Raw genomic sequence first — 22,725 nt, forward strand, 5'->3', positions numbered from 1 at the left:
CTGGGCTCAGCTCTCCGCGGGGGCCTCGGACGGGGACTCCGCCGACTCCGCCGACTCGTCCGCCTCGTCCGGGCTGGCCTCGCCGCGCGGCTCGGTGACGAGCACGACGACGTGGCTGGGGTCGGTGAGCAGCGTCGAGCCGGCCGGGAGCTTGACCTCGCCGGCGTGGACCTGCGCGCCCGCCTCGAGGCCCTCGATGGAGACCTCGACGGACTCGGGCAGGTGCGTGGCCTCCGCCTCGACCGACAGGGTCTGCGCCTCGACCAGGTGGATGGTGCCAGGGGCCGACTCGCCCACGATGTTCACGGTCACGTCGACCGTGATCTTCTCGCCGGCGCGCACGACCTGCAGGTCGATGTGCTCGATGACGTTGCGGACCGGGTCGCGCTGGATGTCCTTGGCCACGGCGAGCTGGCCCTTGCCGTTCAGCTCGATGGAGAGCAGCACGTTGGTCTGGCGCAGCGCCAGCATCGACTCGTGGCCCGGGAGGGTCACGTGCACCGGGTCGGTGCCGTGCCCGTACAGGACAGCGGGGATCTTGTTGTCGCGGCGGATGCGGCGGGCCGCACCCTTGCCGAACTCGGTGCGGGGCTCGGCGGCGAGCTTGATCTCGGCCATGGGAATTCACTCCTGGAAGGTCTGTGTGCAACTCGAAGTAGGCGGCTGCGTCGGCGCGGGACACGTGACGGACGCGCGAGCTGGCACGTGGTGCGGAGTGCTGGAGGGGTACTCCGCCCAGGGCCGCCGACGGCCGCCCAGTCGATCACGGACGCCGGCCGGTGGTTCGCGGGATCAGCTCCCGCCGCGGCCGTCAGGCGTCCCTCGCCGAGGCAACCTGACTACTGTACCCGCTCGTCGGCGACCTCCGCACCGACGGGCGGTGTGACGCCGATCTTCGGCTGCGTGCGGCGGGGCCGGTAGACCACCTGCACGTGGAACACGAACCGGAGCAGGAACGCGACCACGATGGTCACCGCCTGCACGAGCACGGGCCACAGGCCCGTGACCTCGACGAGCCACCACAGCACGGGCAGGCGGATCGCGGCCTCTGTGCCGTTGAACGCGAACGAGTGCGCGAACCGCGACCAGACGCCGCGGCCCTCGTTGCGCAGGTCGCGGAACACGAACCGCTCCTGCAGCAGGAAGTTGCCGATGATCGTCACGACGGCGGAGATCACCGCCGCCTCCACGTAGTGCGCGCCCAGCTCGGTCAGCGCCCAGAGGATGAGCACGTTGAGCACCGCGCCGAAGCCGCCGATGATGGCGAACCGCGACATCCGGCCGAACCGCAGCGCCGCGAGCTGCTCCAGGTAGCGCAGGCCGTTCTGGAACGTGGCCTTGGAGTGCCCGGCGTACCGCTCGCCGAACACGAACGGCTCCTCGCCGACGGCGAGCCGGTTGCGGGCGAGGATCTCGAGCAGGATCTTGAAGCCGCGCGGGCGCAGCGCGTCGAGGTCCAGCCGGTCCACCCGGGCGGCGAAGAACCCGGTGAGCGGGTCGGTCACGTTGCGCAGCCGCGTGGGGAACATCGACCGCGCCAGCAGCGCGGAGCCGACCGAGACGCCGTGCCGCCACCAGCCGTCCAGGCCGCCGGCGTCGCCGTCGCCGGTGTACCGGGACGCGACCACGACGTCGAGCCCCGACTCCCGCCCGCGCGTGACGAGGGCGGGCACGAGCTCCGGCGGGTGCTGCAGGTCGCCGTCCATCACCACCGCCCACTCGGTGGTCACGGTCCGCAGCCCGGCCACGACGGCGCCGCTGAGGCCGCCCTCGGCCTTCTCCCGGTGCAGCAGTCGGACCGGGACGGGCGTGGTGGCCGCGACCTCGCGGATCCGGTCGGGGGTGTCGTCGGTGGAGTCGTCGACGAACAGGATCTCGGCCAGCCCTGGCGCCCCCACCGGGGCCGGGCCGCCCTCTGGACCCTGCGGCACGCCGGAGCGGCGACCGTCGTCGGGCAGCACCCCGAACGCGGCGCAGAGCCGCTCGGTGAGCGCGGCGACGTTGGGTCCCTCGTTGAACGTCGGGACCACGACGGTGACGGTCACTGACCCTCCCAGATCGATGTCAAGACACGGTCCTCCGCTGACCGTGTCCGAGTCAAGTGCCCGTCGTGGTTCGGCGGCGGATCAGGAGTTGCCGTCGAACAACGAGGTCACCGACCCGTCCGAGTGCACCTCGTTGATCGCCGACGCGAGCAGCGGGGCGATCGAGAGCACCTTGAGCGTGTCGAAGCGGCGGGACGCCTCGATCGGCAGGGTGTCGGTGACGACCACCTCACGTGCGCCGCACTCGGTGAGCCGCTGCTTCGCCGGGCCGGACAGTACACCGTGCGTGGCCGCCACCGTGACGGACTTCGCGCCGGCCGCCATGATCACCTTGACGGCCTCGGCGATGGTGCCGCCGGTGTCGATGAGGTCGTCCACCAGCACGCAGTCCCGGCCCTTGACGTCGCCCACCACGCGGTTGGCCACGGACTGGTTGGGCCGCGTGACGTCCCGGGTCTTGTGCACGAACGCCAGCGGGCCGCCGCCCAGCTTGGAGGCCCAGATCTCGGCGACCCGGATGCGGCCGGCGTCGGGCGAGACCACGGTGACGTTGCCGACGTCCACACGGGTGCGCACGTAGTCGACGAGGATCGGCATGGCCCACAGGTGGTCCACCGGGCCGTCGAAGAAGCCCTGGATCTGCGCGGTGTGCAGGTCGACGCTCATCAGGCGGTCGGCACCCGCCGTCTGGAACAGGTCGGCGACGAGACGGGCCGAGATGGGCTCGCGGCCGCGGCTCTTCTTGTCCTGGCGCGCGTAGCCGAAGAACGGCGCGACCACGGTGACGGAGTGCGCGGAGGCCCGCTTGGCGGCGTCGACCATGAGGAGCTGCTCCATGATCCACTGGTTGACGGGCATGGTGTGCGACTGCAGCAGGAACAGGTCCATGCCGCGCACGGACTCGCTGAAGCGCACGTAGGTCTCGCTGTTGGCGAAGTCGTAGGCGGACACGCCCAGGAGGTCGATGCCCAGCTCCTTCGCGACGTCCTTCGCGAGCTCGGGGTGTGCACGGCCGGACGCGAGAACGAGCGGGTGACGGTTGGGGCCGGGGGTGATGCTCGACATCAGTGGGACTTTCCTTCCTTGTCGGCCCCCGGGACGGGGACCTGGTCGGCCGGCTCGGCCTGAGCGGCCGCGGCCTGCGGGACCGCTGCGGCCCCTGCTGCATTCTGCTGGGCGAGCTGCCGCTGCGCCTGGTCACCGAGGACGGCCGGCCCGCCCTGGGCGCGCCCGGCGGCCTCAGCGGCCGCCGTGCCCGGCCGGCGCCGGGCGACCCAGCCGTCGATGTTCCGCTGCTGCCCCGCGGTGACCCCGAGCGCGCCGGCCGGCACGTCCCTGCGGATCACCGACCCGGCGGCGGTGTACGCGCCGTCGCCCACCGTCACGGGCGCGACGAACATGTTGTCGGCGCCCGTGCGCGCGTGCGAGCCGATCACGGTGCGGTGCTTGTGCACGCCGTCGTAGTTCACGGTCACCGACGCGGCGCCGATGTTGGTGTGCTCGCCGATCGTGGCGTCACCCACGTAGGACAGGTGCGGCACCTTGGTGCCCTCCCCGATCTCGGCGTTCTTGGTCTCGACGAACGTGCCGATCTTGCCCTTGCGCCCCAGGTTGGTGCCCGGCCGCAGGTAGGCGAACGGGCCCACGGAGGCGCCCTCGCCGACGACGGCGAGCGACCCGTGCGTGCGGACCACCGTGGCGCCGACCCCCACCTCGACGTCGGTCAGTGTCGTGTCCGGGCCGATGGTCGCGCCCGTCGCGACCACCGTGGCGCCCTTGAGCTGCGTGTTCGGCAGGAGCGTGACGTCGGGGGCCAGCTCGACGTCGACGTCGATCCAGGTCGTCGCCGGGTCCTGCACCGTGACGCCGGCGCGCTGCCACTCCTCGACGATGCGCCGGTTCATCTCGCGCGCCAGGACCGAGAGGGCCACCCGGTCGTTGACGCCCTCAACCAGCATCGGGTCGTCCGTGAGCAGCGCCCGCACGTGCAGGCCCTCGCCCCGCGCGTACGCCACGACGTCGGTCAGGTAGACCTCGCCCTGCGCGTTCTTGCTGCCGAGGCCGCCCAGGCCGCGGCGCAGCGTGGCGGCGTCGAACACGTAGACCGAGGAGTTGATCTCGCGGATCTCGAGCTGGTCGGCGCTCGCGTCCTTGTGCTCCACGATCTCCAGCACGTCGCCGGTGCCCTTCTCGCGGACGATCCGGCCGTAGCCCGTCGCGTCGGCCACCTCGGTGGTGAGGATCGTGACGGCGTTGCCGTCGGCGTGGTGAGCCGCGAGGAGCTGGCCGAGCGTCGCGCCGTCGAGCAGCGGGACGTCGCCGGCCACGACCACGACGGGGCCGTCCACGCCGTCGCCCACGACCTCGCCGTCGGCGATCCCCGCCGCGGCGGCCGCCGCCTGGGCCCTGGAGTCGAGCGCGCTCATGGCGCACTGCACCGCGCGGCCCGTTCCGGGGATCTCGTCCTGGTCCACCAGCATCGCCTCGGGATCGAGCCGCCCGACGGCGTCAGCGACCAGCTCGCGCTCGTGCCGGACCACCACGGCGACCTGCGCCGGCTCGAGCTCGCGGGCTGCGGCCAGCGCGTGCCCCACCATCGGCTTGCCGCCGAGCGGGTGCAGCACCTTCGGCAGCGCGGACTTCATGCGGGTGCCCTGGCCGGCGGCGAGGACGATGACTGCTGCCGGCTGAGGTGTCTCGGTCACGAGTGCTCCGATCGGTGGGTTCGTCAGATCCGGATGGCTCCGCCCCCAGGATTCGAACCTGGACTAAAGGCACCAAAAACCTCTGTGCTGCCGATTACACCAAGGCGGAACGGGCGCGCGGGGGTGCCCTCTGGACCCGATGCGGGCGTGTGCCACCGTCGCACGTCCATGAACAGTCTGCCAGGTCCGCGGGCATGCCCCTGCCCCGAACCGGGGCTCGGGCACAATGAGGACCATGGCCGCCGACAACCGACGTACGCACCGACCTCGCATGACGGCCAGCCAGCGACGTGAGCAGCTCCTCACGGTCAGCCGCGGGCTGTTCGCCGAGAAGGGCTTCGAGGGCACCAGCGTGGAGGAGATCGCGGCCCGCGCCGAGGTCTCCAAGCCCGTGGTGTACGAGCACTTCGGTGGCAAGGAGGGTATCTACGCCGTGGTGGTCGACCGCGAGGTGCAGGCGCTCACCACCGCCCTGACCGGAGCGCTCGGCTCGGGCGGCCACCCGAAGGTGCTCCTGGAGCGCACGGCGCTCGCCCTCCTCGACTACATCGAGTCGTCGGAGGACGGCTTCCGCATCCTCGTGCGCGACTCCCCGGTCGCCCAGGCGACCGGCACCTTCTCCAGCCTGATCGGCGACGTCGCCACCCAGGTCGAGGCGATCCTCGAGCCCCAGTTCAGGTCGAACGGGCTCGAGACCAAGGCCGCGCCGCTCTACGCGCAGATGCTGGTCGGGATGATCGCGCTCACCGGCCAGTACTGGCTCGACGCCCGCAGCCCCCGGAAGACCGAGGTCGCGGCCCACCTGGTGAACCTGGCGTGGAACGGCCTGCACAACATGGAGAAAAAGCCGGCGCTGACGAAGTTCTCGCGCTGAGCCGGCACGCCCCGGGCGCACTGATGGTGCGTCAATAAAAGCGGCGGAATGCCAGGTCACCGGTGAAATGTCCAGAGCCCGCGACCATTCTTGCACTGACGCAACAAAGTCTGCGCGCACGCAGAAAACGAACACCTCCTGCGGAGTTCCCGCAGGAGGTGTTCGCGATGCTGGGGATGGAACCAGCGCAGCTATTGAATGTTCCGGACGACGTCTTCCCTGGTCAGATGCCCAGGATCGCGCGGATCTGCGCCAGGGTGATGCCGAGGGAGTCGAGCAGCGTGGAGAGAACGTCAACGACGGTCATGGTGCTATTCCTTCCGGAAAACGGGAATCACAGGATGATCACCTGCGAGCGGAACAGTGTTCGCGTTCCATACGCTAAGCAGACGAGCCGGACTCTGCAACGGGAATTGGATATTCGGCTTTAATGAGCACCCACTTTCACCCTGTGATATTGGGGGTGAAAGTGAGCCACACAACACCACGAAGCGGACATCCTCACCAGGCGGCGAGCAGCAGTTCCTCCACGCCGTCGGCGGTCACGGTCCGCGGGTTCGGGTAGGGGTCCGCCGCCACCCGTTCTGCCACCTCGCGCAGCGCGGTGCGGGGCACGCCGAGCGCGCCGAGCGTCGTCGGCCCCTCGTGCTGCGCCGCGAGAGCGGCGACGGCGAGCGTCGGGTCACCGCCCGCGACGCGCGCCAGCCGCGTGGCCGCGTCGGGCGCCGCGACTAGGTTGAACCGCATCACGTGCGCGAGCAGCAGGGCGTGCAGCTCGGCATGCGGCAGGCCGAACGTCCCGCCGAGCACGTGCGCGAGCTGGTGGTGCAGGCCCATCCGCGCCTGCGCGAGACACGCGCCCGCGAGCCACGCCGCCTCCTGGAGCCGGCCGCGCGCCGCGACGTCGGACGGACGGTCCAGCAGCACGGGGAGCGCCGACAGGACGCCGTCCGCCGCCTCCACCCCGTACGCGCGGGTCGCGGCGCTCGCCTCGGTGTCCCACAGCGCCTCGACGGCGTGCGCCAGCGCGTTGAGGGCTGAGGTCAGCGTCAGGCCGCGGGGCATGGACAGCGTGAGCTCCGGGTCGTACACGACGGTGCCCGGCGCGAACGCGGGGTCGCGCCGCGTCGTCTTCGCACCGTTCTCGGTCTCCCCGAGCACCGGCGTCGCCTCAGAGCCCGCGTACGTGGTCGGTACCGCGACCTGCGGCATGCCGGTCCGGACGGCGAGCGCCTTCGAGAGCCCGATCGCCGAGCCGCCGCCGATCGCGACCAGCGCGTCCGCCCGTACCTCCCGGGCCAGGGCGAGCGCCTTGGCAGTCACCTCGACTGGTGTGTGCTGGGCCGGGCGCCCGAAGGTCGCGGCGTGTCGCTCCCCCAGCGCGGTGGCCAGCTCCTGCGCCACCTCCGCCGACGACGGCGCCGCCACCATCAGCACGCGCCGCGCGCCGAGCCGCTCGATCTCGTCCGGCACGAGCGCCCGGGCGCCGGCCCCCTGCAGCACCCGGCCCGCGTACACCTGATGCACCGTGATGTCTGTTCCCACGAGGTCTGAGCCTACGGGCGCGGGGACATCTCGGACGACGGCGGTCCGGCGGCGCGCGCCGCCGCCTGACGTCGCACGGGCCCGATCGAGATTCTTGATGTCGAGACATCCGGTAGCCTCTCGCCATGGAGCACACAGGTCCCGCCGACGAGGTCGACCGCATCGTCGCCGCGTGGCACCACGTGCGCCCGGACCTCGAGCTCGAACCGCTCACGGTGTTCAGCCGGGTGTCCCGGCTGGCGCGGCACCTCGATCTCGCGCGCCGCACGGCCTTCGCCCGGCACAGCCTGGAGACCTGGGAGTTCGACGTGCTCTCCGCGCTGCGCCGCGCGGGTGAGCCCTACCGGCTGTCGCCCGGCACGCTCGTCACGCAGACGCTGGTCACCAGCGGCACCATGACCAACCGGATCGACCGCCTGGAGTCGCGCGGGTTCGTGCAGCGGCACCGTTCCCCCGACGACCGCCGCGGTGTCCTGGTCCAGCTCACCGACGAGGGGCTCGCGCGCGTGGACGCCGCGATGAGCGACCTGCTCGACGTCGAGGCGAAGGTGCTCACGGCCCTGTCCCCGGTCGAGCGCCCGCAGCTCGCGGCGCTGCTGCGCACGGTGACCGCCCAGTTCGACGACTAGCAGCGCCGACTAGCGGGTGCGGGTCACCATGACCTTCTCGCGGCCGAGCTGGTCGGGCAGGAAGAAGAGGTCGTCGACGTCCACGACGTACAGCGGCACCTCGCCCAGCTTGGCCGGCATGCCGTCGGCGTCGGTCACGGTGAGCTCCACGTGGTCCGCCGCGTTCTTCGAGACGTACTTCCAGGTGCCCTCGATCTCGGCGGGGAGGTCGCCGGAGGCGCCGTCGACCACGCCGTCGAGCACCTCGTCCGGGACGCCGACCGCCGTGAACGTGCGGTCCTCGCCGAGCGCGACCACGGTGGCCTCGCCGTCCCCCACGTAGGAGCCCACGAACTCGGTCTCCGTGTAGTCGAACTTGCCGAGGTTGAGGCCGCAGCCCGACAGCATGAGTACGCCGACGAGTGCTCCCGCGCCGCGGAAGACCTGCCGCTGGTTCATCGCAAGACCCCTGTTGTTCCAGACCTGGCCGGGCGCCCAATGTAACGGGAAAGCGCCGATCCCTCCTGGGGAGCCGGAACCTGCGCACCCCCATCACATCTCCCGCCGGTCGCGCGGTCGGCTACAGGAACTTTTCCATACTCGTTGAAAGTTGGCAGGATCATTGCCTACCTTGCCGCTATGACGACATCTCTTGGGCCCACCGCAGTGCTCCCCACCCTTCGCGAGCACCTCCTGGTCGACGGTTTCGACCTCGTCCTCGACCTCACCCGGTCGCACGGCTCCACGCTCGTCGACGCGCGGGACGGTCGCGAGTGGCTCGACCTGTTCACCTTCTTCGCCTCCTCACCGCTCGGCATGAACCACCCGGCCCTGGCCGACGACGCCGCGTTCCGCGCGGAGCTGGCCACCGCCGCGATCAACAAGCCGTCGAACTCCGACATCTACACGGTCGAGATGGCCCGCTTCACCGACACGTTCGCGCGTGTGCTCGGCGACCCCGCGCTGCCGCACCTGTTCTTCATCGACGGCGGCGCGCTCGCCGTCGAGAACGCGCTCAAGGTCGCGTTCGACTGGAAGTCCCGGCACAACGAGGCCAACGGCCGCTCGCCCGAGCTCGGCACGCAGGTGATGCACCTGGAGCACGCGTTCCACGGCCGCTCCGGGTACACGATGTCGCTCACCAACACCGAGCCGGGCAAGGTGGCCCGGTTCCCCAAGTTCGACTGGCCGCGCATCCCCTCCCCGTACCTCGCCGAGGGCCGCGACATGGACGCCGTGGAGGCCGCCGCGCTCGACGCAGCGCGTGCCGCGTTCGAGGCCAACCCGCACGACATCGCGGCCTTCATCATGGAGCCCGTCCAGGGCGAGGGCGGCGACCACCACTTCCGGCCCTCGTTCCTGCAGGGCATGCAGACGCTGTGCCGCGAGTTCGACGCGCTGTTCATCCTGGACGAGGTGCAGACCGGCGCGGGCATCACCGGCACCGCGTGGGCCTACCAGCAGCTCGGCGTCACGCCCGACGTCGTCGCGTTCGGCAAGAAGACGCAGGTCTGCGGCGTCATGGCGGGCGGCCGGGTCGACGAGGTGCCGGACAACGTGTTCGCCGTCTCGTCCCGCATCAACTCCACGTGGGGCGGCAACCTCACCGACATGGTGCGCTCGCGCCGCATCCTGGAGACCTACGAGGCCGAGGGTCTGGTGGACCGGGCACGGACCATGGGCAAGCGGCTCCAGGACGCGCTCGCCGAGCTGGCCACGCGGCACGACGGCGTGACCGACGTCCGCGGCCGGGGCCTGATGTGCGCGCTGACGCTGCCGTCGCGCGAGGTCCGCGACCGGGTGCTGGCCGCGCTCGCCGGGCGGAGCGTGCTGCTACTGGGCTGCGGTGAGCGCTCGGTCCGGTTCCGCCCGGCGCTGACCGTGCCCGCCGAGGCGCTGGAGGCCGGCGTGCGGGCGCTGGACGAGGTGCTGGCCGAGACCCTCTGATCCCGTCCGGTCACTCGTCGTCGGCAGCGACGCTGTCCGCGACCCTGATCAGCTCCGCCACCGTCGGCCCCGCGTTCCCCGTGGACGTGCGGCCGAGGGTGGCGAGCAGCAGGTAGGAGCCGACGTCGTCGGTCCACTCGACCCGCACCGGGCCGAACCCGTTGTTGTCCACGCGGGTGACCCGGGCCTCGCGGCCCGAGTCGGGCAGGTCGCGCCACTCGACCGTGACGTTGTCGCCGGACAGCTCGTCGGACAGCTCCGTCGACGCCTGGTACATCACGTAGGTGATGGCCGACGCCGGGTGGTACGCGCCCGAGCGGACCTCCTCCTCCGGCCAGGCCAGGCCCGGGCCGCCGCGGAACGTCTCCGCGTTCTGGGCCCCGTCCAGGGTGTACGTGATCCAGGTGCCGAGGTGGTCCTCCGCCGTCGTGCGGCCGATCCCGGCCGAGATGTCGGCGGGGCACTCGGCCACGGCGCGCCGCACGTCCTCCGGCACCCAGTGCGGCTGGCGCAGGTCGGCCGCGCACGTGCCGGCCGTCAGCTCCGTCGCGTCGGCAGGGGTGACGACGGGTTCCTCCTCCTCGCCGCCCAGCACCAGCGTGACCACGATGATGATGATCGCGCCGAGCAGGGTCACGGCCCCGCCGAGCAGCCACTCGGGCCGGATCCTCGGCTCCTCGATGGTGGTGACCACGTCAGCCCCCGCACTCGATCTCGGTGACGGCGTCCCGCGAGACGGCGATCACCTTGTTCGACGTGACGGGGCTCCGCGCCACCCCCGGCAGCACGTAGGAGCCCCAGTCGCAGTCGTTCTGCGCGAAGTAGGCCTCGCGTGAGCCGCCCGGCGCGGCGTAGCGGACGCGGTGGTCCGGACCCTGGCACTCGTACTCCGGGTCGCAGACCGGGACCAGGTACGCGCGCATGGTGACCCACGTGCTCTCGTCGACGCAGCCGGTCACGGGCAGGCCGTTGTACGCCTGGAACGCCCTGGTGGCCACCTCCGACTCGCTGTCCCACGACCCGTCGACGGGCTCCAGCCCGGTGCCCGCCCACAACACGTTCTGGGCCGCCACCACCTCGCCGCCCGACGTCTTGCCGCACTCGCCGACCGGGTCGTTCGACACCCACGTCGCGCTCGAGTGCACCGCCTGCACCACTGCGGCGATGATCAGGGCAGCGACCACGGTGCCACCGCCCGCCTGCAGCCAGGTTCGGGTGGTGGGCATTCCCTCGGCGCTCCTTTGTCAGCCCGAAGCCGGGCGATGTGCTAACCCTGGGGAGCGTAACAATCCGCCCTTAAAAGACGGAAGCGACGCACCGGGAGAAACCGCAGCCCGTGGGTCCGCGCATCCTTGCGGTCGGGCGGCACAGATTTTTCACCATGGTGCAAAGAGCGCCGGGCCGGCGGGGCACCACGCGGGGTGAAAGGTAATCTCGGCGGCATGCTGCGGCCAATGACCAGCCCGCCGCGACTACGCCCCGGCGACACCGTGGCGGTCGTCGCCCCGTCCGGCCCCGTGCCGGCCGACCGGCTCGACGACGGCATGGCCCACCTCCGGGACTGGGGGCTCGACGTCCAGGTGATGCCGCACGTCCGGGACACGCACCCCGACCACGAGTACCTGGCCGGCTCTGACGAGGCGCGCGCCGCCGACTTCGAGGAGGCCTGGCTGGATCCCGACGTCCGCGCCGTCGTGGCGGTGCGCGGCGGGTACGGGGCCACGCGGATGATCGACCTCGTCGACTGGGACGCGCTCGCCGCCACCGACCCGAAGGTGCTCGTGGGGTACAGCGACTGCACGGCACTGCACCAGGCGGTCGCCCTCCACCTCGGGCTGGTGTCGCTGCACGGCCCGATGCTCGGCACACTCTCCTTCCTCAAGTCCGAGCCCGCGCGCGAGCACCTGCGGCGCACCCTGTTCGAGCCGGAGGCCGCGCAGACGGTCAGCAGCCCGCAGGCGTACACCCTGGTCGGCGGCCGGGCACGCGGCGTGACGACCGGCGGCAACCTCTCGCTCCTGACCACGTCCGTGGGGGCCGGCGCCACGCTGCCCTCCGCGGCGGGCGCGATAGTGCTGCTGGAGGACGTCGCCGAGAAGGCCTACCGCATCGACTCGTTCCTCACGCACCTGCTGCGCGCCGGCTGGTTCGACGGCGCCGTCGGCGTCGCGCTGGGCTCGTGGCAGGACTGCGAACCCGTCGAGCCGATCGTCCGGGACCTGCTGGCCCCGCTCGGCATCCCGATGGTGGGCGAGCTCGGGTTCGGCCACGGGCCCGACCCGCTCACCGTGCCGCTCGGCGTGCCGGCCGAGCTGGACGCCGACACCGGCACGCTCACCCTGGAGCGCCCGGCGCTCGCCCCGCGCTGAGCGGCGGGCCCGGCACCGACGCCCCGCTCAGGAGGGCTCGCTCGTCTGCCCCTCGAAGTACGTCTGCAGCACCACCGTCGTCCGCGTCGAGACCTTCGCCGTGCGGCGGATCCGCCCGAGCAGCTCCTCCAGCGCCCGGGGCGACGCCACACGCGCGGTGAGCAGGTAGTTGGCGTTGCCGGCCACGGAGTAGCAGGACTCGATGCCCGCCATGCCGCGCAGCCGCTCGGGCGCGTCGTCCTCCTGGGCCTGGTCCAGCGGCGTGATCTCGATGAACGCCGACAGCGGGAGCCCGACGGCCTCCGGGTTCACCACCGCCCGGTAGCCCGTGATGACGCCCCGCGCCTCCAGCTTGCGCACCCGGACCTGCACCGCGGACAGGGAGAGCCCCGAGATCTCGGACAGCACCGCGAGCGTGGTGCGCCCGTCCTTGCGCAGCGCGTCCACGAGCGCCCGGTCCACCCCGTCGAGCGGTGTCAGATCGTTGTCGGTCATCCCGCCACCTCCGCCGCTTCCAGCCAGGCCGCCTCGAGCTCGTCCCGTTCGCTCGCCAGGTCGCGAAGCTCCGCGTCGAGCCGTGCGACAGCCTGGTAGTCCGTTGCCTGCTGCGCGATGGTCTCGTGCAGCTCGGCCTCCTTCTCCGCAATCTTTGCAAGTCGGCGCTCGATGCGGGAGACCTCTTTCTGCGCGGCGCGGATGTCCCGCTGGGAGAATTCCTCCGCCGGCGCGGCCGGCGCGCCCGCCGCCGGGGCGCCGCCGGACCCCGAAGCCTTCGCCGCCGCCCGCAGCCGCAGGTACTCCTCCACCCCGCCCGGCAGGTCCCGGACGGTCCCGTCGCCGAGCAGCGCGACCTGCCGGTCCGCCACCCGCTCCAGCAGGTACCGGTCGTGCGAGACCACGATCAGCGTGCCCGTCCACCCGTCCAGCAGGTCCTCGACGGCGGCCAGGGTGTCGGTGTCAAGGTCGTTGGTGGGCTCGTCGAGCAGCAGCAGGTTGGGCTCGGCCACGAGCAGCCGCAGGAGCTGGAGCCGGCGCCGCTCGCCGCCGGACAGGTCCCGCACCGGCGTGTAGGCGCGCTCGCGCGTGAAGCCGAGCCGCTCGGTGAGCTGCGCCGCGGTGAGCTCCTTGCCGTCGACGACGACGCGGCCCTTCTCCCGCTCGATCACCTCGACGGCCGTAAGGCCCCCCACCTCGTCCAGCTCGGCCACGTCCTGCGAGAGCTCCGCCACGTGGATGGTCTTGCCGCGCTTGACCCGCCCCGCGTCCGGTTCGCGCCGGCCGGCCAGCAGCGCGAGCAGTGTCGTCTTGCCCGCCCCGTTGACGCCGACGACGCCGTACCGGTCGCCGGGGCCGAGCCGCCAGGTCACGTCGTCGAACAGGACCTTGCCCGGGACGGCCAGGCTGACCGACTCCAGGTCGAGCACGTCCTTGCCGAGCCGCCGGGTCGCCATCCGGGTCAGCTCCATCGTGTCGCGCGGCGGCGGCTCGTCGGCGATGAGCGCCGCGGCGGCGTCCAGCCGGAACTTCGGCTTGGACGTGCGGGCCGGCGCCCCGCGGCGCAGCCAGGCCAGCTCCTTGCGCAGCAGGTTGTCCCGCTTCTCGGCGGCGGTGGCCGCCATCCGCGCCCGCTCGGCGCGCGCCAGGATGTAGGCGGCGTAGCCGCCGTCGTACCCGTCGACGGCGCCGGTCCCGTCGCCGCGCACCTCCCACATCCGGGAGCAGACCTCGTCGAGGAACCAGCGGTCGTGCGTCACGACCACGAGCGCGCCGCTCGCGCCGTTGCGCCCGTACCGCTCGCGCAGGTGGGCCGCGAGCCACGCGACGCCCTCGACGTCGAGATGGTTGGTGGGCTCGTCGAGCAGCAGCACGTCCGGGTCGCGCACGAGCAGGGCCGCGAGCGCCACGCGGCGGCGCTGCCCGCCCGACAGCGTGGCGACCGGGGCGTCCCAGGCGAGGTCGGCGAGCAGGCCGTCGTGCACCTCGCGGATGCGCGCGTCCGACGCCCAGACGTGCGTCTCGGCGTCGCCGTGCACGATGTCGAGCACGGTGGCGCCGTCGGCCAGTTCGTCCCGCTGGTCCAGCATGCCGAGGGTGGAGCCGCCCACCCGGGTGACGCGTCCGCCGTCGGGCAGGGCGGTGCCGGCGAGGATGCGCAGCAGGGTCGACTTGCCCGCGCCGTTGGGGCCGACCACCCCGATGCGGTCGCCGTCGTCGAGGCCGAGGGAGACGTCGGCCAGGAGGGTGCGAGTACCGATGGTCAGCGCTATGCCGTCCGCGCCGAGAAGATGTGCCACCCACAAAGGGTAGTCGGGCGCTACGCTCACCCGGGTCGACGACGACCCGGGCCGGGGGACCCGGCCGTCGACCCAGCAACGACGATGACGCCGAGGAGCACAAGAGTGGCCCAGTTCGACATGCCCCTGCCCGATCTCGAGAAGTACACGCCCGAGATCGACGAACCCGCCGACTTCGACGAGTTCTGGTCCGCGACCCTCGCCGAGGCCCGCGCGTTCGACACCGCGCCGACGGTGGTGCGCATCGACGTCGGGCTGACCCAGGTCCTGGTCGACGACGTGACCTTCCCCGGGTTCGGCGGGCACCCCGTCAAGGCCTGGCTCACCCGGCCCGCGCACTCCGACGGCGACCTGCCCGTCGTGGTCGAGTACCAGGGCTACGGCGGCGGGCGGGGCCTGCCGCACGAGCGCATCCAGTGGGCGGCGGCCGGCTATGCGCACCTCATGATGGACACGCGCGGCCAGGGTTCGGGCTGGGGCGCCGGCGGGAGCACGCCGGACCCGGTGGGCTCGGGGCCGGCGTCGCCGGGGTTCATGACGCGCGGTGTGCTCGACCCGCACGACCACTACTACCGGCGCGTCTTCACCGACGGCGTCCGCGCCGTGGACGCCGTGCGCGCCATCGGCGGCCTCGACCCGGCGCGCGTGGCGGTGCACGGCGGCAGCCAGGGCGGCGGCATCACCATCGCCGTGGCGGGGCTGGTGCCCGACGTCGTGGCGGCGATGCCCGACGTGCCGTTCCTGAGCCACTACCGCCGGGCGGTGGCGATCACCGACGCCTTCCCGTACGGCGAGATCACGAAGTATCTCTCCGTGTACCGCGACCCGGCGGTCGAGGCGCAGGTGTGGCGCACGTTCTCCTACCTGGACGGGGTGTCGTTCGCGCGGCGCGCCCGCTCGGCCGGGCTGTTCTCGGTGGCACTCATGGACACCGTCTGCCCGCCGTCGACCGTGTACGCGGCGTACAACAGCTGGGGGCCCGGGCACTCCGGGGCGGTCACCAAGGAGATCGACGTCTACCCGTACAACAACCACGAGGGCGGCGGCGACTACCGGTTCCCGCGCAAGCTCGCGTGGCTGAACAAGATCATGTGACGAACAGGTGGGCGAGATTTACCCGTTATATACGGACGGTAGGCTCCCAGCGCACGCCATCTCACGGGAGGTCACCCCTGTGTCCGAGTACGACCTGCCGCTCGTCGCGGTGGCACCGGCAGCGCCGCCCGCCACCGACGAGCCGGCCGACTTCGACCGGTTCTGGTCGCAGACGCTCACCGCGCACCGCGGCATCGAGGTAGCACCCGTCCTGACCACCACCCCCACCGACGCCCCGGACCTCACGGCCCAGGCAGTGACGTTCGCCGGGTTCGAGGGCCGCCCCGTCGCGGGCCGGCTCGTCACGCCGGCCGGGGCGGGCACCGCCCTGCCCAGCCTGGTCGAGCTGCGGCTCGCCGGCCACGGCGCGACCGACGACCCGGCGTGGCTCGCGTCCGCCGGGTTCGCGCACCTCGTGGTCGAGCTGCCGCCCGACGACCTCGGCGACCCGTACAACCGGGGCGTCTTCACCGACGCCGTCCGCGCGGTGCAGGCTCTGCGTACCCTCGGGTTCGTGGATCCGTCGCGCGTGGCGGTGCTCGGCACGGGCCCCGTGGCCGCTGCCGCCGTCGCGACGGCCGGGCTGCTGCCCGACCTGGCGTGCGCCCTGGTCGAGGGCGACATCTCCGCCGCGCACAAGGACTCCCTCGTCGCGTTCGCGCGCCGCGCGAGCACCCCGCTGCAGCTCACGGAGGGTGCTGGCGCACAGGTGCTGGTGGAGGAGTGGGGCGTCGGGGCCGCGCTGGCGTTCGGCGCGATGACGGGCTCGGCCGAGCGGGTGGTCGAGTGCGTCCTGAGCACCGAGAGCGATCTCGTGGCGCGCCGCACCCGCTGGATCACGCGGCACACGCACCTGTCGAACGTCTTCGTCCCGCGGATCGCCTACTGACTCCTGCGGGCTCCAGGGGCGTCAGCGGGCGACCGACGTGATGATCTGGGTCCCGGGGGCCGGTCCGGTGGCGCACCAGACGGCGTCCACGACGTCGGCCGCCGTCCACGCGGCGCCCAGCGCGAGCGCGTGCTGCCTCGACCGGCCCAGCGCGGCGACCGTCGGCCCGGACCCGGACACGATCACGCCCAGCGCCCCGGAGTCGGCGGCGACGTCGAGCACCGCGGCGAGCTCGGGCCGCAGATCGAGCGCCGGCGTCTCCAGGTCGTTGTGCAGCGCCTTGCCGAGCGCCACCGGGTCGCCCGCGCGCAGTGCGTGCATGATCGCGGTGTCGTCCGTCGGGGTCACGCGCGGCGTCACCGGGCCGGCCAGCTCGTCGAACCGGCGGAACACGCTGGGCGTCGACAGGCCCTGGCGCTGCGTGGCGAAGCACCAGTGGAACTCGCCGCGGGTCATCGCGGGCGTGAGCAGGTCGCCCCGTCCCGTGCCGACGGCGGTGTGCCCCAGCAGCGAGAACGGCACGTCCGCCCCGAGCTCCGCCGCCATCTCGACCAGCTCAGGGCGCGGCACGCCCGCGTCCCAGAGCGCGTCGCAGGCCACGAGCGTGGCCGCCGCGTCGGCCGAGCCGCCGGCCATCCCCCCGGCGACGGGCACACCCTTGGTGATGTGCAGCCTGACGTCGGCCGCCAGGCCCGTGCGGTCGGCCAGCAGGGCGGCGGCCCGCCAGGCGAGGTTGGTCTCGTCGGTCGGCACGGCGTCGGCCTGCGGGCCCGAGACCGTCAGCGAGATGCCGGAGCCCTGCGGCACGTGCGTGGCCGTCACCTCCTCGTACAGGGACACGGCCTGGAAGATCGTCGCGAGCGGGTGGTAGCCGTCCTCGCCGACGGGGCCGACGCGCAGCGCGAGGTTGACCTTGCCAGGCGCACGGACCCGGACCGACGGCGGCGGGGCCGCGGCGAGCCGCGGGATCACGCGGCCCCCTCCGGCGCGGCTGGGTCCGCGGGCTCGTCCGCGGGGAGATCCGGAAGCTGTTCGGCGATCCGCGCGAACTGCTCCACCGTGAGCGTCTCGCCGCGCGCGCCCGGGTCCACACCCGCCGCGCGCAGGCCGGCCTCTGCCGAAGCCCCCGAGCCGAACAGTCCCGACAGTGCGGCGCGCAGCGTCTTGCGGCGCTGCGCGAACGCGGCGTCCACCACCACGAAGACCCGCTCACGCGAGGCTGTGGTCGACGGCGGCTCCCGGCGCTCCAGGTAGACCAGCGCCGAGTCCACGTTGGGGGCGGGCCAGAAGACGTTGCGGCCGATGGTCGCGGCGCGGCGGGCCGACGCGTACCACGCGGCCTTGACCGACGGGACGCCGTAGATCTTGGAGCCCGGCGCGGCGGCTATCCGGTCGGCCACCTCGGCCTGGACCATGACGAGCACCCGCTCGATCGAGCCGAACCGCCGCAGCATCGTCAGCAGCACGGGCACGGCCACGTTGTACGGGAGGTTCGCCACGAGCGCCGTCGGCGGCTCGCCGGGCAGGGCGGTGACGTCCATCGCGTCGGAGAGCACCACCTCGAAGTCCGCGTCCGGGAACCGCGCCTTGACGGTGTCGGTGATCTGGCCGGCCAGCACCGGGTCGATCTCGATCGCCACGACCGAGGCGCCGGCCTCCGCCAGGCCGAGGGTCAGCGAGCCGAGACCCGGCCCGACCTCCACGACCCGCTCGCCGCGCCGCAGGCCGGCGGTGCGCACGATCTTGCGGACCGTGCCGCCGTCGTGCAGGAAGTTCTGGCCCAGCGTCTTGGTGGGCCGAACGCCCAGGCGCCCTGCCAGGTCGCGGATCTCCGCGGGACCGAGCAGGGCGCCTGAGGTGTTGTTCATGCAGGTGAGCCTAACTGGATCAGTACCAGCCCACCGACTCCGAGTGGCCCCACGCGTTGCACGGGGTGCCGTAGCGGTCGGCGATGTAGCCGAGACCCCACTCGATCTGGGTGGCCGGGTTGGTCGCCCAGTCCGCGCCGGCCGTGGCCATCTTGGAGCCCGGCAGCGCCTGCGGGACGCCGTAGGCGCCCGAGGACGGGTTGGCGGCCTGAGGGTTCCAGCCCGACTCGCGCTGCCACAGGAGGTCGAGGCAGGTCCACTCCGAGCCGGTCCAGCCGCGGGCGGCGGCCATCTGCTGGCCGATCTCCCGGGCCGAGCCCGACGGGACCGGGGTGCTGGACTCCGGCGTGCTCTCGACGGTGGTCTCCTCGACGACCGGGCGCTCCTTGGTGCCCTCGACGACCACCCGGTCGACCGGCTTCCGCGTCACCTTGTTGGTGAGCTCCTTGCGGGCCACGACCTCGCCGTCGACCGTGCGCAGCAGGACGACGCGCGTGCGCACGCCCTCCTCGCCCTCGGTCCGGACGAGGTCGCCCTCGTCCACGTAGCGGTCGCCGTCCTGCACGGTCCGCGTGTCGAAGTCCAGGTCGAACTTCTGGGTGACCTTCTCGGTCTCGACGCGCTGCACCTGGAGGGCGACGTCCGCGCCCGCCTGCCTGGCGGACTTCGCCGCCTTGGCGCCGATCGTCCTGTCCCGGGCCAGGTCGGTGACCGGCACGATGTTCACCAGGTCGTCCTTGTCGAGCTCGACCTTGACGCGGTCGAGCACGCTGTCGACGCTCGCCGCGTGGTCCTCGACCACCCGGGCCGAGCCGTCCGCCACGACGGCGACGGGGCCGTCGTCGTTCAGGCGGAGCGGGAGCGAGGCGCGGTCGCCGGAGCGGGACGCCACCAGGGCGACGTCGCCGCCGCGCTCGGCGAGCGTGGTGAGGGCCTCGGCCGCGTCGGTGACGGTGACCCAGACGTCGCGCTGCGCCTCGCCGTCGGTCATGGTGACCTGGCGGGCGTAGCGGACGACCACCTGGTCGCCGTCGGCGAGCTCGGTGTCGGTGCCGGGGGCGACGACGTCGCGCTCACCCAGGCGGATGCCCTGCGACTCGAGCATCCCCTCGACGGAGCCGGAGTAGGTGGTGATGGTCCGCTTCGTGCCGTCGACGTCGAGCGTGACGGTCTTGCGTGCCTCCGCGAAGGCGATGGTCCCCGAGGCGACGACAGCGATGGCTGCCAGGCCGGCCACGAGCGGCCAGCGACGACGCTTCGAGGGGGCGGTCGCAGACGCTACGGCCTGCGACCTTGAGTTGGTGCTGGGGATGGAGCCAGAACTCTGCTGCTCAAAACGGGGGTTCACTCGTGTCCAGTCGTCGGACGTCCCGGGCACGGGCGGCGAGCCGGGACGTGCCCCGCGCACGCGCGAGAGTCCCTACCACGAGTCGGCCTGGGGGCCTGGCGGCTCTGACGAGCCGTCGCGGTCTCGACCGGCCGATCCGGCGGTCTCACGCCGGCCGCGGAGGTTCCGCGTCCGGCGCCATCCTGCCGCCGTGGGGGTGGAGTGGCTTACACCACATCGCACCCCCACGCCAGCGAGGACAACCGAACGTAACTGATCTGTTACCGATCGGACAAACCATCTCGGTGGTTCTGACTGTGTTCTCGGTCACTCGTCCAGGACGAGCGTCCAATTGGTCGCCCGCCTAGTACAGGCCGAGCTCCGCCGCGCACGCGGGCCACTGGCCCCAGCCGGACTGCTGCTGGAGCGCCTGGGCGCGCATCGTCTGCTCGGCGGCCGAGGCGTCCGACGGGAGGCCGGAGCCGCCCATCGCCTGCCAGGTGGGCAGCGAGAACTGGTACAGCCCGTAGTACCCGTTGCCGGTGTTGGTCGTCGGGTCGCCGCCCGACTCGCACTCGGCCAGCGCGGCCCAGACGTCGCCGACGGGCGCCGCCGTGACCTCTGGCTCCGGCGCGGCCTCCACGGCCGGCTCGGGTTCGGGCTCCGGCTCGGGCTCGGGGCGGGCCTTGGTGCCGTACATGACCACCTCGTCGACGGGTTGGCGCGCGACGACGGACGCCCGCTTCTCCCGGTCCACCACGCGGCCGTCGACCCGGGTGACGTCCCAGGCCGTGACGCGCTTGCCCACGGCGCCCTCGGTCGCCACGTACGGGTCGAGGTCCTCGTAGCGGTCCGGGTCCTCGCCCGTCACCGTGTCGAACGAGAGGCGCGTGAACGTCCGCTCGACCGTCGTGGTGACCTGCTTGACGACGACGGTCAGCGTCGGCGCGCCCGGGCTGACCGGCAGCCCGCGCTCGACGGTGACCCGGTCGTCGGCGTCGACCGTGACGTGCTGCTCGGCGAGCAGGTCGTCGAGCGACGCCGCGCCGTCGGCCACGCGCCGCGTCTCCCCGCCGACCACCAGGTTGACCGGGCCGTCGGCGTCGAGCCGCATCGGGAGCGTGACGCGCCCGGCGGAGCGGGACGGGACCAGGGCCACGGCGCCCGACCGCTCGGAGAGCGTCGCGAGCGCCTGGTCGGCGTCGAGTGCGGCCACCCAGGCGGTGCGGCGTTCGCCGTCGGCCTGGAGGGTGACCTGGTGGCCGTAGCGGACCACGACCATGCCGCCGTCGCGCAGGGCGCCGTCGGCGGCGGGGGTCACGGCGTCCCGGCCGGTGACCTCGACGCCCTGGTCGGCCAGGAGGTCGGCGACGTCGCCCTGGAAGGTCTCGACGGTGGTGACCTTGCCGTCCACGTCGAGCGTGACGGTCTTGTGGGCCGCGGCGTACGCCGTGATGCCGCCGGCTCCGACGACCGCGAGGGCCGCGGCCCCGGCGAGGAAGGCGGCCCGGCGGTGGCGCCGGGGCGGCGGGGCGGACGACGGCGGCGGGGGCTGCGCCGGGAGGGGCTGTGTTGCCGGGGACTGCTGGGGTGGTGAGCCGAAGAGCTCGGTGATGCCGACGCTGCCGTCGGCCTCTGGGGTGGTGGGCGGATAACTGGGGATGCCCTGAGACGGGTGGGGAGATGACACGCGGGTCCAGTCCTCGCGCGGTCCGGGCACGGAGGCCGGGGCGGCACGAGTCTCACGTGCCTCCCGCGCGGGGCGCGGGCCCGACCGGCCGATCCGGCGGTCCCAGCGACCGTAACCCTACCGTTATCAAATGCAAGCTTATCGAGCGATTTAGCTTGCAAAACGCGAATAAAAGCCCTCTATGTCCAAAATATTCTGGGGTGAAAACCGGCCTCAGTACCAGCCGATCTCGACCGAGTGCGCCCATGCATTGCATGGCGTGCCGTACCGCCCGGAGATGTAGCCGAGACCCCACTCGATCTGGGTGGCCGGGTTGGTCAGCCAGTCGCTGCCGACGGTGGCCATCTTGGAGCCCGGGTTGGCCTGCGCGATGCCGTAGGCCTCGCTGCTGGGGTTGTCCGCGTTCCAGCGCCAGCCGCTCTCCTTCTGCCAGAGCTGGTCCAGGCACGCGAACTCGTCGGCGCCCCAGCCGCGCTCTGCGGCCATCGCCTGGCCGAGCGCCCGGGCCGAGCCCGGGTCCACGGGCGCGGTGGCGACGTCCATGGTCCCCACCACGAGCACCTCGTTCACGGGCTCGCGCACGACCTTCCGGTCCACCTCCCTGCGCTCGACGACGGCGCCGCCGACCGTCTTCACCGCGTACGTCACCTTGGCCTCGCCCGCCACGCCCGGCGTGCGGATGGACTCGTAGCCCTCCGGCAGGCTCGGGTCCTCGACCGTCTCGGTCTCGAACGGCACCACCTCGGTCACCGTGCGCGACGACGAGGCGTCGCGGCTGACCATGATGATCATGCCGTCCACCGCGGCGGCGTCGAGCGGCACGGACGTCACGTCGCCGTCGGCCAGCGCGATGCCGGCCTCCTCGAACACGGAGCGCACGGTGGACTGGGTGGTGCTGAACTCCAGCACGGAGCCGTCCACGGCGATGTTGACCTTCTTGACGGTGGAGAACCGGATGGCGTCGCGGTCCAGCCGCGTGGTCCGGGAGGCCGTGGCCAGGGCGCCGTCGCCGCGCGGGCCGAGGGCGGCGAGCAGCTCGCCGACCGTGCCCGCGGTGGTGCGGAGCGTGATGAGCTGGCCGTCGAGCTCGACCGTGACGTTGCGGCTGGTGCGGACCACGACGGTGCCACCGGGGCCGACCTGGGACGTGGCGGCGGGCTGCACGATGTCGTCGCGGCCCAGGTCGATGTGCTGCGACGCGAGCGCCTCTGCGACCGTGTCGCCGTAGACGCCGACCGTGCGGACGTCGCCGTTGTAGTCGATGGTCAGCGTGGTCGCGTTGGCGACGTACATGCCGCTCACGCCGGCGAGCGCGCCGACGACGGCACCACGGACCAGCCACCGGGCCGGTCTGCTCACGAGCCACGGCCGTGCGTACCTCACCACGAGCACCAGACCGTAACGGAACAAACTGTGCGGGAAAAGCCGTGAGCGTATGAAATCAAATGCCGCATTCTTCGCGGCAATGC

21 protein-coding genes, 1 tRNA gene and 1 pseudogene are annotated in these 22,725 nt (G+C 72.5%); 6 read left to right on the forward strand and 17 right to left on the reverse strand.

Features of this window, described 5'->3' with window-relative positions; genetic code table 11:
• Positions 1 to 6: 6 nt before the first annotated feature.
• From AC0QU1_RS22985 to AC0QU1_RS23005, 5 genes are all read right to left on the reverse strand, one after another.
• Positions 7 to 618, reverse strand: coding sequence for a 50S ribosomal protein L25/general stress protein Ctc (locus AC0QU1_RS22985; protein WP_483572719.1), 612 nt, complete (start codon positions 616 to 618; stop codon positions 7 to 9).
• A gap of 221 nt (positions 619 to 839) precedes the next feature.
• Positions 840 to 2,045, reverse strand: a complete 1,206-nt coding sequence (locus tag AC0QU1_RS22990) for a glycosyltransferase (protein WP_483572721.1) — start codon at positions 2,043 to 2,045, stop codon at positions 840 to 842.
• An 81-nt stretch (positions 2,046 to 2,126) separates the two neighbouring features.
• A complete protein-coding gene (locus AC0QU1_RS22995; RefSeq protein ID WP_483572723.1) occupies positions 2,127 to 3,110 on the reverse strand; it encodes a ribose-phosphate diphosphokinase in 984 nt (327 codons plus the stop codon).
• Positions 3,110 to 4,690, reverse strand: coding sequence for a bifunctional UDP-N-acetylglucosamine diphosphorylase/glucosamine-1-phosphate N-acetyltransferase GlmU (glmU, locus tag AC0QU1_RS23000; protein ID WP_483576791.1), 1,581 nt, complete (start codon positions 4,688 to 4,690; stop codon positions 3,110 to 3,112). The genes AC0QU1_RS22995 and glmU overlap by 1 nt, the downstream gene beginning before the upstream one ends.
• A gap of 94 nt (positions 4,691 to 4,784) precedes the next feature.
• Positions 4,785 to 4,859: transfer RNA gene (locus AC0QU1_RS23005), tRNA-Gln, on the reverse strand.
• Positions 4,860 to 5,021: 162 nt separating this feature from the next.
• On the opposite strand from AC0QU1_RS23005, the gene AC0QU1_RS23010 reads away from it, so the two are divergent.
• Entirely contained in the window at positions 5,022 to 5,624 is a 603-nt protein-coding gene (locus AC0QU1_RS23010) for a TetR/AcrR family transcriptional regulator (protein WP_483572724.1), read from the forward strand.
• Positions 5,625 to 6,125: 501 nt separating this feature from the next.
• Here the strand turns inward: AC0QU1_RS23010 and AC0QU1_RS23015 are convergent.
• Positions 6,126 to 7,169, reverse strand: a complete 1,044-nt coding sequence (locus AC0QU1_RS23015) for a maleylacetate reductase (RefSeq protein ID WP_483572725.1) — start codon at positions 7,167 to 7,169, stop codon at positions 6,126 to 6,128.
• A 125-nt stretch (positions 7,170 to 7,294) separates the two neighbouring features.
• Between AC0QU1_RS23015 and AC0QU1_RS23020 the strand changes: the two genes are divergently transcribed.
• Entirely contained in the window at positions 7,295 to 7,798 is a 504-nt protein-coding gene (locus AC0QU1_RS23020; protein ID WP_483572727.1) for a MarR family winged helix-turn-helix transcriptional regulator, read from the forward strand.
• Positions 7,799 to 7,807: 9 nt separating this feature from the next.
• Here AC0QU1_RS23020 and AC0QU1_RS23025 read toward each other — a convergent pair whose 3' ends face one another.
• On the reverse strand, positions 7,808 to 8,236 hold the full coding sequence (locus AC0QU1_RS23025; protein ID WP_483572728.1) for a hypothetical protein: 429 nt from the start codon (positions 8,234 to 8,236) through the stop codon (positions 7,808 to 7,810).
• A gap of 180 nt (positions 8,237 to 8,416) precedes the next feature.
• Here AC0QU1_RS23025 and lat point away from each other — a divergent pair, with 180 nt between their 5' ends.
• Positions 8,417 to 9,724, forward strand: coding sequence for an L-lysine 6-transaminase (gene lat, locus AC0QU1_RS23030; protein WP_483572730.1), 1,308 nt, complete (start codon positions 8,417 to 8,419; stop codon positions 9,722 to 9,724).
• A 10-nt stretch (positions 9,725 to 9,734) separates the two neighbouring features.
• On the opposite strand, the gene AC0QU1_RS23035 is transcribed toward lat, so the two are convergent.
• Together AC0QU1_RS23035 and AC0QU1_RS23040 are read right to left on the reverse strand one after the other, a co-directional pair.
• On the reverse strand, positions 9,735 to 10,418 hold the full coding sequence (locus AC0QU1_RS23035) for a hypothetical protein (protein ID WP_483572732.1): 684 nt from the start codon (positions 10,416 to 10,418) through the stop codon (positions 9,735 to 9,737).
• Position 10,419: 1 nt separating this feature from the next.
• Positions 10,420 to 10,950 (reverse strand): peptidoglycan-binding domain-containing protein, encoded by a 531-nt coding sequence (locus tag AC0QU1_RS23040; protein WP_483572734.1) that lies wholly within the window; start codon positions 10,948 to 10,950, stop codon positions 10,420 to 10,422.
• A 228-nt stretch (positions 10,951 to 11,178) separates the two neighbouring features.
• On the opposite strand from AC0QU1_RS23040, the gene AC0QU1_RS23045 reads away from it, so the two are divergent.
• Positions 11,179 to 12,093, forward strand: a complete 915-nt coding sequence (locus tag AC0QU1_RS23045) for a S66 peptidase family protein (protein ID WP_483572736.1) — start codon at positions 11,179 to 11,181, stop codon at positions 12,091 to 12,093.
• Between the two features lie 27 nt (positions 12,094 to 12,120).
• Here AC0QU1_RS23045 and AC0QU1_RS23050 read toward each other — a convergent pair whose 3' ends face one another.
• The 3 genes and pseudogenes from AC0QU1_RS23050 to AC0QU1_RS23060 form a co-directional block, all read right to left on the reverse strand.
• Complete coding sequence (locus AC0QU1_RS23050; RefSeq protein ID WP_483572738.1) at positions 12,121 to 12,588, reverse strand: Lrp/AsnC family transcriptional regulator; 468 nt, start codon at positions 12,586 to 12,588, stop codon at positions 12,121 to 12,123.
• A complete protein-coding gene (locus AC0QU1_RS23055; RefSeq protein WP_483576792.1) occupies positions 12,585 to 13,805 on the reverse strand; it encodes an ATP-binding cassette domain-containing protein in 1,221 nt (406 codons plus the stop codon). Before AC0QU1_RS23055 ends, AC0QU1_RS23050 begins: the two co-directional genes overlap by 4 nt.
• Before the next feature lie 113 nt (positions 13,806 to 13,918).
• Positions 13,919 to 14,417, reverse strand: a pseudogene (locus AC0QU1_RS23060) (ATP-binding cassette domain-containing protein); the annotation flags it as partial.
• A gap of 75 nt (positions 14,418 to 14,492) precedes the next feature.
• Here AC0QU1_RS23060 and AC0QU1_RS23065 point away from each other — a divergent pair.
• Both AC0QU1_RS23065 and AC0QU1_RS23070 read left to right on the forward strand, forming a co-directional pair.
• On the forward strand, positions 14,493 to 15,482 hold the full coding sequence (locus AC0QU1_RS23065; RefSeq protein WP_483572740.1) for an acetylxylan esterase: 990 nt from the start codon (positions 14,493 to 14,495) through the stop codon (positions 15,480 to 15,482).
• A gap of 79 nt (positions 15,483 to 15,561) precedes the next feature.
• Positions 15,562 to 16,371: an acetylxylan esterase gene (locus tag AC0QU1_RS23070; protein WP_483572742.1), complete on the forward strand. Its 810-nt coding sequence runs from the start codon at positions 15,562 to 15,564 to the stop codon at positions 16,369 to 16,371.
• Positions 16,372 to 16,392: 21 nt separating this feature from the next.
• On the opposite strand, the gene AC0QU1_RS23075 is transcribed toward AC0QU1_RS23070, so the two are convergent.
• From AC0QU1_RS23075 to AC0QU1_RS23095, 5 genes are all read right to left on the reverse strand, one after another.
• The gene (locus AC0QU1_RS23075; protein ID WP_483572744.1) at positions 16,393 to 17,343 is read right to left on the reverse strand and encodes a 4-(cytidine 5'-diphospho)-2-C-methyl-D-erythritol kinase; all 951 of its coding nucleotides are present in this window, start codon (positions 17,341 to 17,343) and stop codon (positions 16,393 to 16,395) included.
• The gene (gene rsmA / locus AC0QU1_RS23080; protein ID WP_483572745.1) at positions 17,340 to 18,239 is read right to left on the reverse strand and encodes a 16S rRNA (adenine(1518)-N(6)/adenine(1519)-N(6))-dimethyltransferase RsmA; all 900 of its coding nucleotides are present in this window, start codon (positions 18,237 to 18,239) and stop codon (positions 17,340 to 17,342) included. The genes AC0QU1_RS23075 and rsmA overlap by 4 nt, the downstream gene beginning before the upstream one ends.
• A 19-nt stretch (positions 18,240 to 18,258) precedes the next feature.
• Complete coding sequence (locus AC0QU1_RS23085; RefSeq protein ID WP_483572746.1) at positions 18,259 to 19,476, reverse strand: resuscitation-promoting factor; 1,218 nt, start codon at positions 19,474 to 19,476, stop codon at positions 18,259 to 18,261.
• Positions 19,477 to 19,930: 454 nt separating this feature from the next.
• The gene (locus AC0QU1_RS23090) at positions 19,931 to 21,256 is read right to left on the reverse strand and encodes a resuscitation-promoting factor (RefSeq protein WP_483572747.1); all 1,326 of its coding nucleotides are present in this window, start codon (positions 21,254 to 21,256) and stop codon (positions 19,931 to 19,933) included.
• Between the two features lie 213 nt (positions 21,257 to 21,469).
• On the reverse strand, positions 21,470 to 22,639 hold the full coding sequence (locus AC0QU1_RS23095) for a resuscitation-promoting factor (RefSeq protein ID WP_483572749.1): 1,170 nt from the start codon (positions 22,637 to 22,639) through the stop codon (positions 21,470 to 21,472).
• Positions 22,640 to 22,725 lie beyond the last annotated feature (86 nt).

Source organism: Promicromonospora noduliphila (genome assembly GCF_056951025.1).